Raw genomic sequence first — 12,519 nt, 5'->3', positions numbered from 1 at the left:
ATATTAAAAGAAAGAGGTAAGATAATGAGAAACTATGAACAGTGGAATGGCTTTAAGGGTAATCGTTGGAAGGAGAAAATTGATGTTCGTAACTTTATCAGTATGAACTACACTCCATATGAAGGAGATGCTTCCTTCCTTGAAGAGCCTACAGAAGCTACTAATAAGCTTTGGGACAAACTGCAGGCACTTCAGAAAGAGGAGCGTGCAAAGGGCGGTGTCCTGGATATGGAGACAGAGGTTGTTACTTCTCTGACTGCGTACGGACCTGGATATATTGATGAGGAAACAAAGGATCTGGAGAAGGTTGTTGGTCTTCAGACAGACAAACCTCTGAAACGTGCTTTTATGCCATACGGCGGAATTAAAATGGCTGAAAAGGCGTGCGAAACTTATGGCTATCACGTAAGTGACAAGATCAAAGATGTTTTCTATAACTATGAATTCAAAACTCACAATCAGGGAGTATTTGATATCTATACACCAGAGATGAAGCTTGCCCGTCACAACAAGATCCTGACAGGTCTTCCGGATACCTATGGACGTGGACGTATTGTAGGTGACTACAGACGAGTGGCGCTGTATGGAATCGATGCCCTGATCGAAGGCAAGGAAAAAGATTTTGCAGCCTGCGACCGTCAGGGTATGAGACGCTATGATTTCCAGCTTCGTGAAGAAATCGCAGACCAGATCCGTGCACTGAAGGGCATGAAGGTTATGGCAGAAGCTTACGGCTATGACATTTCCCAGCCTGCAAAGGATGCAAGAGAAGCTTTCCAGTGGCTGTATTTCGGATATCTGGCAGCGATCAAGACTCAGAACGGTGCTGCAATGAGTGTTGGACGTATTTCTACCTTCCTTGATATCTATATTGAGAGAGATCTGGAAAACGGTACACTTACTGAAAAAGAAGCTCAGGAGCTTGTAGACCACATGGTAATGAAATTCCGTATGGTTAAATTTGCACGTATCCCATCTTACAATCAGTTATTCTCCGGTGACCCTGTATGGGCAACTCTGGAAGTAGCAGGTATGGGACAGGACGGACGTACCATGGTAACAAAGAATGACTTCCGTTTCCTTCATACACTGGAGGATATGGGTCCTGCTCCGGAACCAAACCTTACTGTACTTTATTCCTCAAGACTGCCTGAGAACTTCAAGAAATATGCAGCTGATATTTCTGTTCTCACAAGCTCTATCCAGTATGAGAACGATGATGTTATGCGCCCTGTATGGGGAGATGACTACAGCATCTGCTGCTGTGTATCTGCTACTGAGACCGGTAAAGAGATGCAGTTCTTTGGTGCTCGTGCAAACCTTGCAAAATGCCTTCTTTATGCGATCAACGGTGGTGTGGATGAGAAGACAAAACAGCAGGTTGGACCAAACTATCAGCCTATTACTTCCGAATACCTTGACTATGACGAAGTAGTTGCAAAATATGATAAGATGATGGACTGGCTGGCTCATCTGTATGTTGGAACACTGAATATGATCCATTACATGCATGATAAATATTATTATGAGGCAGCAGAGATGGCTCTGATCGATACAAAGGTTGACCGTTCCTTTGCAACCGGTATTGCAGGCTTCTCTCATGTGGTTGATTCCCTTTCTGCTATCAAATATGCAAAGGTAAAAGCAATCCGTGATGAAGACGGAATCACCACAGACTTCCAGGTAGAGGGTGACTTCCCACGCTATGGTAATGATGATGACAGAGCAGATGAGATTGCTACTACTCTGCTTTCTACCTTCCTTGAGAAGCTGAAACACATCCATACCTATCGTGATTCCAAACCAACCACCTCTATCCTTACCATTACTTCTAACGTTGTTTATGGTAAAGCTACAGGTTCCCTTCCGGATGGAAGAAAAGCAGGAGAGCCTCTGGCACCTGGTGCAAACCCATCCTACGGTGCAGAGCAGAATGGCCTTCTGGCATCCCTGAACTCTGTTGCAAAACTTGACTATGAGGATGCACTGGACGGAATCTCCAATACTCAGACGATCAATCCTGATGCACTGGGACATACTGAGGAAGAGCGTACAGAGAATCTTGTACACGTACTGGACGGATATTTTGACCAGGGTGCACATCACCTCAATGTAAACGTATTTGGAAAAGAAAAGCTTATCGATGCTATGGAACATCCGGAAAAAGAAGAGTATGCAAACTTCACAATCCGTGTTTCCGGTTATGCAGTTAAGTTTATTGACCTGACCAGAGAACAGCAGCTTGACGTAATCGCAAGAACCTGCCACGACAGGATGTAAAACTTATGGAAGGATATGTACATTCCCTGGAAAGTTTTGGTTCTGTGGACGGACCCGGAGTACGGTATGTGATCTTTCTCAGCGGCTGTGCCATGCGCTGTCAGTTTTGTCATAATCCAGATACCTGGAATATGAAAGAGGGACAGGTCACTACAGCAGATGAACTGCTGAATAAGGCACTGCGTTACAAAGGCTATTGGGGAAACAAAGGCGGGATCACAGTCAGCGGAGGAGAACCACTGCTGCAGATGGATTTTCTCACAGAGCTTTTCCGTAAAGCGAAGCAGGCAGGAATCCATACAACCCTGGATACCAGCGCCAATCCCTATACAGAAAAGGAGCCCTGGCATTCCAAATGGCTGGAGCTGATGAAATATACAGATCTGGTGCTTCTGGACATCAAGCAGATCGATGAAAAGGAACACATAAAGCTTACAGGACATACCAACCGGAATATCCTTGCCATGGCACAGGAATTATCTGATATGGGGAAACCTGTATGGATCAGACATGTGCTTGTGCCGGGCGGAAGCGACAAGGATGAATATCTCCACAGACTGGCAGATTTTATCCATACACTTAAAAATGTAGAGCGTGTGGAGGTACTTCCTTATCACACTCTCGGAACGTTTAAGTGGGAAAAACTGGGAATTCCGTATCCCCTTGAAGGTGTAAAACCGCCCACACAGGAAAGAATCGATAATGCCCGCAAAATTTTAGGGGCAATATAAAGCGTAATTATGCAAAAGGCTGTCTTCGGACAGCCTTTTTTGTCCCCCCGGGGGGCTTGTTGAGGAGACTTGTATTTGTTAAAATATTATGTTGTGGGAATTTTGACACATATCAGCCTGACATCATTACAAACGGAGGATACAGAAATTGGATAAGCTGCTGTCAGAAATTGAAAGCTACTGGAGTACCCGTGCAGAGGGATACTCTGAGGTGAATCATAAAGAATTAAATGGAATACAGAAGGAAGCGTGGCTGAAAACCCTGAAAAGACAGTTTCCTGAGAAAAAGAAAGAAAAGCTGAAAATCCTGGATATTGGTACAGGTCCGGGGTTCTTTCCCGTAATCCTTGCAGAGGCAGGATACAAGGTTACAGCTGTAGACTATACACAGGAAATGCTGGACACTGCAAAAAAGAATGCAGGCAAGCTCTGTGAAAAGATTGTTTTTCATAAAATGGATGCTCAGAATCTGCAGTTTGAAGATAATACCTTTGATGTGGTTATTTCCAGAAACCTTACCTGGAATCTGAAGGATCCCAAAGGTGCATACAGAGAGTGGCATCGGGTATTAAAGCCTGGTGGAAAGCTCCTGAATTTTGATGCAAACTGGTATGGCTATCTCTATGATGAGGAGAAGCGTCGGTCCTATGAAGAGGACAGAAAGATTGTAGAGAATGAAAATCTGGACGATCATTATCTCTGTACTGATATTGACAGAATGGAGAAGATTGCCCTGCAGATGCCTCTGTCTGCCATTGAACGGCCTGTCTGGGACAGAAATATTTTAAAAGAAATGGGATTTGGATCCGTTTCCATAGATCTGAATATCTGGGAGAGAGTATGGAGCCAGGAAGAGAAACTGAATTATCATTCAACTCCTATGTTTATGATCTGCGCAGAAAAACAACAGGAAGATTTGCAGAAAGCAAAGGATCCTCTTTGGACAGAACCGGGAACAAAGAAGAGCGGTTTTCTGAGGCTGGCAGGGGGAGAATTTGCCCTTCCCTATACAGTGATCTGCGGCAGTAATCCCGGAAAAACAGTTCTGATCACTGCCTCTGTCCATGCCGGAGAGTATGTGGGAATCCAGGCAGCAGTAGAGCTTGCGGACCAGCTGAAGCCGGAGAAAATGAATGGAAGGGTGATCCTTGTAAAAACTGTCTGCAGAAAGGAATTTGAAGAGCGAAGCGGCAGTATCTGTCCGGAAGATGACAAAAATCTTAACCGTGTTTTTCCGGGAAATCCGGAAGGGACCCGTATGGACCGTCTGGCTTATGCAGTTGTAGAAAAGCTGCAGAGTGTGGCGGATTATTACATAGATCTGCACAGCGGAGATTCCTTTGAAGAACTGACCCCTTATATTTATTATGCAGGAAAGTCTGTGCAGCAGGTAAGGGAAATATCTCAGAAAATGGCACAGCAGGCAGATGTTCCTTATATGGTCAAATCTAATGTGGGCTCAGGAGGAGCTTATAATTATGCAGCTTCCTGTGGGATTCCCAGTGTTCTGATCGAACGGGGACAGATGGGTGGCTGGACTGCAGAGGAAGTGAAATCTACAGGAAAGGATGTGCGGAATATTCTTTGTTTCCTGGGAGTTTATCAGGGACTGAGAAGCTACAGTACCTATTATCCTATGGAAATTGAAAATGTACGGTATCAGTCTGCAACTGTATCCGGTCTGTGGTATCCTGCTAAAAAGCCGGGAGATCTGGTGAAAACCGGAGAATATCTGGGCTGTACCAAAGATTATGAAGGAAAGATCCTGGAGAAAAGCTATTCCGATCTGAACGGTGTGATCCTTTATCAGATTGGAAGCCTTCAGGTGATCAAGGATGGACCTATGATCACTTATGGATCTTTTAGCAGGGAAGAGGACAGCCGCAAGGAGAAAATTACGGCTTACTGGACCAAACGCAGTGACAGCTTTAAGGAGCAGAGAAGGGCCGAGCTTCACAGCGATATGGCGGATAAATGGATGAGAGAGATTCTTAAGTATCTGCCAGAAGGGAAACTCAGAATCCTGGATGTGGGATGCGGTGCCGGATTTTTTACCATTCTTCTGGCTAAACTGGGACATGAGGTCACAGGAATAGATCTGACTCCTGATATGATCCGTCATTCCCGGGAGCTGGCTAAGGAGGAAAAGGTTTCCTGTACCTTTAAGGTTATGGATGGGGAGAAACTGGATTTTAAAAGCGGCAGTTTTGATGTGGTTATTTCCAGAAATCTCACATGGACTTTACCGGATGCAGCGGGTGCATACAGGGAATGGATCCGGGTCTTGAGACCGGGTGGAATCCTTCTGAATGCAGATGCCAATTATGGCGCTGATAATTTTGCGGATACCTCGGGACTTCCTGCAAATCATGCCCATCATACAGTGGGAGATGCCATGATGCAGGAATGTGAGGAGATCAAGCGTCAGCTGCCCATCAGCTCTTATATCCGGCCGGCCTGGGATCTGGAGACTCTGGGAAGTCTTGAAATGGAAAAATTCTCCATCGATCTTGGAATCAGCAGCAGGATTTATCAGAAGAAAGATGAATTTTATAATCCTACTCCTATGTTTCTGGTGTGCGGGGAAAAACACAGTTGAACTGCTCCAAAAAGTTACGAAAATATTTCGAATATTTTATAAGGAATCCTGTAAAAAGGATTCCTTTTTTTTCGAACAAAGTATGGGAAAACTTGAAAAAGCGCGAAAAATCAAGGTTGATTAAGATTGACTGTACAGAGGGAGGGGAGCTATAATCATTTGTGTAAAGGCTACAAATATTACAGGAATGTAAAAAAAGCTTGACAAAAATGTCTTTATTAAATATAATTTTCTTATAAATTACAAAAATGTTACAACTATATGTTGCGTTTTGGAATTAAGAAAAAAGAGGAATAAAAGGTATGAAAGTTCAAAAAAGACAAGGTCAGCCCGGACGATCAGTGACAAGAAGAAAATCCGGAGATCCTGCTAAAAGCTTTATACTGGTTACGGCGTGTACCTGTGCTGCAGTTGTTCTGGCCGCCGGCGGAAGAATTGGAGATGACAGTAAGAAACAGGTATATGCAGCTTCCGGGAATGAAAATGAGACTTTTTCCTCCCAGTCAGTTGAATCAGGATCAGACATACTTCCTACAGGGATCGCAGGCGTAATGTCCGGGGTAAACAGTACAGTTACCAGACAGAAGTCTGTAGAGCGGATCGGTACTTCCTGTGAGCAGGTTATGGTAGGACAGCGTGTAAAGAAAATTGATGACAGTGTGGCAGAGTTTGATGTGAGCGCTTCCATGCAGAGCAAGATCAATGCTCTTGATGAGAAATATATCAGTTCTGCTCAGAAATCCACCATTATGTCCGATGAGGATTACGATACACTGCTCCGTATTGTGGAGGCAGAAGCGGGAACTGAGGACATTAAGGGACGGGTACTTGTGGCAAATGTGATCATGAATCGTGTGCAGAATGAAGAATTTCCTGATAATGTTACAGAAGTAGTGTGGGAATCCACAAATGGTGTTCCGCAGTTTTCTCCTACCTATGATGGAAGAATCTATGAGGTTGAGGTTACGGATGATACCAGAGAAGCAGTGCGTGAGGTACTGGAAGGTAAGGATTATTCTGAAGGTGCACTTTTCTTTATTCAGAAATCCGAGGCAGAATCCCACAATGTTACCTGGTTTGAAAAGGATCTGAAAAAGCTTTTCAAATATGGCGTACATGAATTTTATACATATCCGGATGAAGGGGACAAGTCCAAGCTTGTTGATCAGGTGGGAGCTTCCAATATTGTCCAGATGGCAAAAACAAACTGATGATATAAAAGACAGACTTTCCGTTGAGAGAGCTGTCTTTCTTTTTTTCTGTGAAAAATTACTATCTGTACAGAAATGGATGGCATATAAATGGGATATAATTTAGGATGGTATTTTGTTAAAGCATATGCTATAATGGGTTCAATTGACAAACGAAAAACTTTGGAAAGGCAGGATATACAATGCAGGTATTATACAAAAGCACACGAGGAAAAGAAGAGGCTGTAACAGCTTCCATGGCTATTTTAAAGGGACTTTCTGAGGATGGCGGTTTATTTGTGCCTACAGAGATTCCGAAGCTGGATGTCCCTATGGATAAACTGGCACAGATGAGTTATCAGGAGACTGCTTATGAGGTAATGAAGCGTTTCCTTACAGATTTCACAGAAGAGGAATTGAAAAACTGCATCAGCAGAGCCTATGACGATAAATTTGATACAAAGACAATCGCACCGCTTCATGAGGCAGACGGAGTATATTTCCTGGAGCTGTACCATGGAGCTACCATTGCATTCAAGGATATGGCTTTATCAATTCTTCCCCATCTTATGACTACAGCAGCAAAGAAAAATAATGTAAAAAATGAGATCGTGATCCTCACCGCAACATCAGGGGATACAGGAAAGGCTGCTATGGCAGGCTTTGCAGATGTACCGGGCACAAAGATCATTGTCTTTTATCCGAAGAATGGTGTAAGCCCTATTCAGGAGAAGCAGATGGTTACCCAGAAGGGAAATAATACCTACGTAGTGGGAATTACCGGCAATTTTGATGATGCCCAGACTGCTGTAAAGAAAATGTTTAATGACCAGAAGCTGGAAGCAGAGCTTGATCAGGCAGGTTATCAGTTCTCTTCGGCAAACTCTATTAATATCGGACGTCTGGTTCCGCAGATCGTATATTATGTATATGCATATGCATCCCTGGTCCGCGAAGGAAAGATCAAGGACGGACAGGAGATCAATATCACAGTGCCTACAGGAAACTTTGGAAATATCCTTGCTGCATATTATGCAAAGCAGATGGGTCTTCCTGTACATAAGCTGATCTGTGCGTCAAATGATAATAAAGTACTGTATGATTTCTTCCGTACAGGTACCTATGACAGAAAACGTGACTTTATCCTGACAACCTCTCCTTCCATGGATATCCTGATCTCCAGTAATCTGGAGCGCCTTATTTACCGTATTGCAGGTGCAGACGCAAAGAAATGTGCTGAGCTGATGCAGGCATTATCTGCAGGCGGAGAGTACACGATTACAGAGGAAATGAAATCCCAGCTGGGAGATTTCTACGGAAATTTCTGTACAGAAGAGGAAACAGCTGCAACCATCGCCGGAGTTTTCAAAAACAGTCATTATGTGATAGATACCCATACTGCAGTTGCTGCCGGTGTATATGACAAATATGTAAAGGAAACAGGAGATAAGCTTCCTGCAGTGATCGCTTCCACAGCCAGCCCTTATAAATTTACCAGAAGTGTTATGGATGCTCTTGGAGTTGATACAGAGGGCAAGGATGATTTTGCCCTGGCTGATGAGCTTTGTATCCTGTCCGGTGTGAAGATTCCGCAGGCAGTTGAGACCATCCGTACAGCTCCTGTTCTTCATGACAGAGTGGTGGATGCTCCTGATATGCCAAAAGCTGTGAAGGAAATTCTTGGAATCTTATAATTTGTGCATTTTATGTTGAAAAAAACTATATACTAGAGTATAATAAAATCATCTAAAATATCCTGAAATGTTCGAGGCCCCTTCTTTTTTTGAACCTACATCGACTTTAACGGGAATCCAACATTGTACCATGGATGTCAGGCCGTCATTATGCAGCGGAAGACAGAAATGTTATTGAGGATACCCACCTAGCTACGGCTAGGCGTCAATGGGAAGGGAACGACATTTCGGGAGTTTCAAGAAAAGACAGAGCCGTGACCGGGCTCTTTTTTTCAGTAAAAAAGCAAATGAAAAGGCTTTTCGTGATTATATATTATATTGGGAGGTTGCAGGCAATGAGTGTAAGTGAGAGAAAATTTGGTGTATTGCCCACAGGAGAAACAGTTAAGATCTATCATCTGGAAAATGAATCCGGAGCATTTGTGGAAGTAACAGAGTTTGGGGCTCTTTTGGTGAAGCTGTGTGTACCGGACAGAGAGGGGAAGCTGACAGATGTAGTTCTGGGATATGATGACCTGGAATCTTATGAGGTGAATGGATGCTTTTTCGGAGCAGTGATCGGCAGAAGCGGTAACCGTATTGCCGGTGCAAGGTTTATGCTTGGAGACAGAGAGGTAAGACTTGCACAGAATGAAAATGACAATAATCTTCACAGCGGTCCGGATGGTTTTGAGAAGAAGCTGTGGAAAGTGGCTGAGATTTCTCAGGATAAAAACAGCATTGTATTTAACCGTATCAGCCCGGACGGAGAAAATGGTTTTCCGGGAGAATTTGATGTCTCTGTGAAGTATGAATTTACAGAAGAAAATGAATTAAAAATCCATTATCAGGGCGTATGCGATGAACCTACAGTAGGAAATATGACCAATCATTCTTATTTTAACCTGAGCGGAGAGGGAAGTGGCTCAGCCATGGATCAGTATCTGACCATTCATGCAAATTACTATACACCTGTAGCTGACAGCCATTCTATTCCTACGGGAGAATACGCACCGGTGGAGGGTACTCCTATGGATTTCAGAACTGCCAGACAGATGGGAGAGAGGATCAATGCAGATTTTGAACAGCTGAAATTCACCGGCGGATATGACCATAATTATGTGACTGACAATTATTCTAAGGGCAATCGCAGACTCATTGCCACTGCATACAGCAAAGAAACCGGAATTGCTATGGATGTAACTTCTGACTGTCCTTGTGTGCAGTTCTATGCAGCTAATTTTGTAGAGAACGAAAAGGGTAAAAACGGACATGTTTACAATCAGAGAGATGCCTTCTGTCTGGAAACACAGGTAGAGCCAAATGCTGTAAATGTGGAGGATTTCCATTCTCCTGTTCTTGCAGCCGGAGAGCATTACAACTCTGAAACCTCTTACAGGTTTTACATAAAAGAATAATATGAAGTGATTTGCCGGTAAACGGCAAGAAGGATCTCCCTGAATATAAATAGAATGGAGAGATATATGAAGAAGGAGAAAGAGAAGAAATCAGTGGTTTCACTTCTGCTTGGATTTATGAATCGTGTGTCAGGGGATCATGTAGGAGCATATGCCACACAGGCTGCCTATTTTTTGATTCTTTCCTTTATTCCCTGTATCCTTTTTCTGACAACACTGGTCAGATATACACCGGTTACTTATAATATGGTGCGTGATGCCATTGTTGCATTTGTTCCTGAGAATATCCAGAGTTTTGTTCTTGGAATCGTAGTGGATGTTTATAAGAGAAGTACAGCCATTGTACCTATTTCTGCCCTTGTAGCACTGTGGTCTGCAGGGAAAGGTATGCAGTCCCTGATCAATGGACTGAACACCATTTATCATGTAAAGGAAACCCGTAACTGGCTGATTACCAGGATTTATGCGGTTTTTTATACCTTTTCACTGGTGGTGGCACTGATCATCTGTCTGCTTATGCTTGTGCTTGGTAACCGGATCCAGGAGCTTGCGGCCATGTATATTCCTTTTGTGGGAAAGGTTCTGGGCAGGATATTAGGTGCCAGGGCAGAACTTGTTTTTGCAGTGCTTTTTCTGGTGTTTCTTTTGCTTTATAAGGTGCTTCCGAACCGGAAGGCAACCTTGAAAAGCCAGGTTCCCGGAGCTTTGATCATTGCAGTGGCCTGGTCTATATTTTCCTATGGATTTTCTCTTTATTTTGAGATTTTTCCGGGATTTTCCAATATGTACGGGAATCTGACCACGATTATCATGGTAATGATCTGGTTATATTTCTGCATGAATCTGTTTTTGTACGGAGCAGAGATCAATGCATATTTTGAGAAGGATTTCCGTAAGGCCCATCGGTCTGTCAAAGGAATGATCGATCATGAGAGAGAGCGGAGACAGCAGGCAAAAGAGGCGGCAGATGAGAAAACATCAACTGAGAAAGCAGAAAATGACTCTTGACATATTTTTCGGACTGTGGCATAGTAATACTGTTAATAAATGAAAAGGCACAGAAGGTGTTTTTAGGGATTTATTTTCCATCAGAGAGTGGAGGTCATCGGCTGAAAGCTTCCACGGGTTCAGATATTTCCTGAATTTCCCACCGGAGCTGCATTCCTGAATGTTCTGTTAGGATTGATGATGTGATCAGATATGATTGTTTAGTAGGGAATGACGTTGCTGCGCGTTAAGCAGACCGAGAGCCTGTATAAAGCAGGAAGCAGGGTGGTACCGCGGATATGCTCCGTCCCTTATATGAGGGACGGGGCTTTTGTTATGTTATAGGAAATTACTCCGTAATGTTCCTATAACATAACAAAGCCCTCCGGGCAGGATCGCACTGCGGCGGAGAGGAATTATGTCGCTGAAGCGACCCGTCGCAGGCGGAGAATCCTGCAAGCAGGATTCTTTCTTGTTTACGGATCTGCGACCCTTAATCAGGAAATTACGAATATTTTTATAAAGGAGAAAAGAATCATGGATATGAAAGAAAAACTTCAGGAACTGGCTGAAGCTGCCAAAAAACGGATTGATGAATCCGAGGGCCTGGATAAGTTAAACGAGGTACGTGTTGCATACCTTGGCAAAAAAGGAGAATTGACTGCTATTTTAAAAAGCATGAAGGATGTTGCTCCGGAGGAACGTCCGAAAGTCGGACAGCTGGTAAATGAGACCAGAACAAAGATAGAAGCTCTCCTGGATGAGTCAAAGGCAAAGCTGGAGGAAGCTGTCCGTGAGGAAAAAATGAAACAGGAAGTTATTGACGTAACACTTCCTGCAAAGAAAGCGAAGATCGGACATCGTCATCCCAATACCATCGCACTGGAAGAGGTTGAGCGTATTTTCGTAGGTATGGGCTATGAGGTTGTTGAAGGTCCGGAAGTTGAATATGCTGATTATAACTTTACAAAGCTTAACATTCCGGAAAACCATCCGGCACGTGACGAACAGGATACTTTCTTTATCACAGATTCCATTCTGCTTCGTTCCCAGACCTCTCCGGTACAGGCACGTACTATGGAAAAAGGCAAGCTGCCCATCCGTATGATCGCACCGGGACGTGTGTTCCGTTCAGATGAGGTAGATGCTACGCATTCTCCGTCCTTCCATCAGATCGAAGGTTTGGTTATTGATAAGAATATTACATTTGCGGATCTGAAGGGAACTCTTCAGGAATTTGCCCAGGAGCTCTTCGGACCTGAGACAAAAACCAAATTCAGACCTCATCATTTCCCATTCACTGAGCCAAGTGCTGAGGTGGACGTATCCTGCTTCAAGTGTGGCGGTAAAGGCTGCCGTTTCTGTAAAGGCTCCGGATGGATTGAAATCCTTGGCTGTGGTATGGTACATCCAAATGTATTAAGCATGTGCGGAATTGATCCTGAGGAATATACAGGTTTTGCCTTCGGTGTAGGCCTGGAGCGAATTGCTCTTCTTAAATACGAAATCGACGACATGCGTCTGCTCTACGAAAACGACATTCGCTTTATAAAACAGTTCTAGCGAGCGGCTTCCACGACAAGCGTCGTGGAAACTCCTTAAGTATAGGCTTATTTATTTTATATAAGAAAGAGGATTAGG

Annotated in this window: 8 protein-coding genes, 1 other RNA gene and 1 other annotated feature; all 9 genes read left to right on the top strand. The window is 43.7% G+C overall.

From position 1 onward, the window contains the following. Nucleotides 1–24: 24 nt before the first annotated feature. The 9 genes from pflB to pheS all read left to right on the top strand — a co-directional run bounded on the left by pflB (nucleotide 25) and on the right by pheS (nucleotide 12,441). Nucleotides 25–2,280 (top strand): formate C-acetyltransferase, encoded by a 2,256-nt coding sequence (gene pflB / locus H8Z82_RS03505; protein ID WP_019161868.1) that lies wholly within the window; start codon nucleotides 25–27, stop codon nucleotides 2,278–2,280. A gap of 5 nt (nucleotides 2,281–2,285) precedes the next feature. Beyond that, a complete protein-coding gene (gene pflA, locus H8Z82_RS03500) occupies nucleotides 2,286–3,011 on the top strand; it encodes a pyruvate formate-lyase-activating protein (protein WP_019161867.1) in 726 nt (241 codons plus the stop codon). Nucleotides 3,012–3,159: 148 nt separating this feature from the next. Continuing rightward, nucleotides 3,160–5,610 (top strand): methyltransferase domain-containing protein, encoded by a 2,451-nt coding sequence (locus tag H8Z82_RS03495; protein ID WP_186994251.1) that lies wholly within the window; start codon nucleotides 3,160–3,162, stop codon nucleotides 5,608–5,610. Between the two features lie 302 nt (nucleotides 5,611–5,912). Beyond that, complete coding sequence (locus tag H8Z82_RS03490; RefSeq protein WP_186994250.1) at nucleotides 5,913–6,821, top strand: cell wall hydrolase; 909 nt, start codon at nucleotides 5,913–5,915, stop codon at nucleotides 6,819–6,821. A gap of 182 nt (nucleotides 6,822–7,003) precedes the next feature. Then, on the top strand, nucleotides 7,004–8,494 hold the full coding sequence (gene thrC / locus H8Z82_RS03485; RefSeq protein WP_186994249.1) for a threonine synthase: 1,491 nt from the start codon (nucleotides 7,004–7,006) through the stop codon (nucleotides 8,492–8,494). Between the two features lie 56 nt (nucleotides 8,495–8,550). After that, nucleotides 8,551–8,732: non-coding RNA, 6S RNA (gene ssrS, locus H8Z82_RS03480), on the top strand. A 97-nt stretch (nucleotides 8,733–8,829) separates the two neighbouring features. Then, nucleotides 8,830–9,891: an aldose epimerase family protein gene (locus H8Z82_RS03475; protein WP_019161862.1), complete on the top strand. Its 1,062-nt coding sequence runs from the start codon at nucleotides 8,830–8,832 to the stop codon at nucleotides 9,889–9,891. Nucleotides 9,892–9,957: 66 nt separating this feature from the next. Beyond that, entirely contained in the window at nucleotides 9,958–10,899 is a 942-nt protein-coding gene (locus H8Z82_RS03470; RefSeq protein ID WP_186994248.1) for a YihY/virulence factor BrkB family protein, read from the top strand. Between the two features lie 41 nt (nucleotides 10,900–10,940). Then, nucleotides 10,941–11,193 (top strand) — a binding site (T-box leader). Between the two features lie 228 nt (nucleotides 11,194–11,421). Further along, entirely contained in the window at nucleotides 11,422–12,441 is a 1,020-nt protein-coding gene (gene pheS, locus H8Z82_RS03465; protein WP_026076981.1) for a phenylalanine--tRNA ligase subunit alpha, read from the top strand. The last annotated feature ends 78 nt before the right edge of the window (nucleotides 12,442–12,519 follow it).

The organism is Blautia difficilis (assembly GCF_014297245.1).
GTDB lineage: Bacteria > Bacillota > Clostridia > Lachnospirales > Lachnospiraceae > Blautia_A > Blautia_A difficilis.
The sequence above is the reverse complement of the archived record's forward strand: the minus strand, read 5'-3'. Positions and strand labels throughout refer to the sequence as shown.

What these genes read in the sequence shown, in the direction of transcription:
- pflB (WP_019161868.1), top strand. Translation starts at nt 25, where the DNA reads ATGAGAAACTATGAACAGTGGAATGGCTTTAAGGGTAATCGTTGGAAG.
- pflA (WP_019161867.1), top strand. Translation starts at nt 2,286, where the DNA reads ATGGAAGGATATGTACATTCCCTGGAAAGTTTTGGTTCTGTGGACGGA.
- H8Z82_RS03490 (WP_186994250.1), top strand. Translation starts at nt 5,913, where the DNA reads ATGAAAGTTCAAAAAAGACAAGGTCAGCCCGGACGATCAGTGACAAGA.
- thrC (WP_186994249.1), top strand. Translation starts at nt 7,004, where the DNA reads ATGCAGGTATTATACAAAAGCACACGAGGAAAAGAAGAGGCTGTAACA.
- H8Z82_RS03475 (WP_019161862.1), top strand. Translation starts at nt 8,830, where the DNA reads ATGAGTGTAAGTGAGAGAAAATTTGGTGTATTGCCCACAGGAGAAACA.
- H8Z82_RS03470 (WP_186994248.1), top strand. Translation starts at nt 9,958, where the DNA reads ATGAAGAAGGAGAAAGAGAAGAAATCAGTGGTTTCACTTCTGCTTGGA.
- pheS (WP_026076981.1), top strand. Translation starts at nt 11,422, where the DNA reads ATGAAAGAAAAACTTCAGGAACTGGCTGAAGCTGCCAAAAAACGGATT.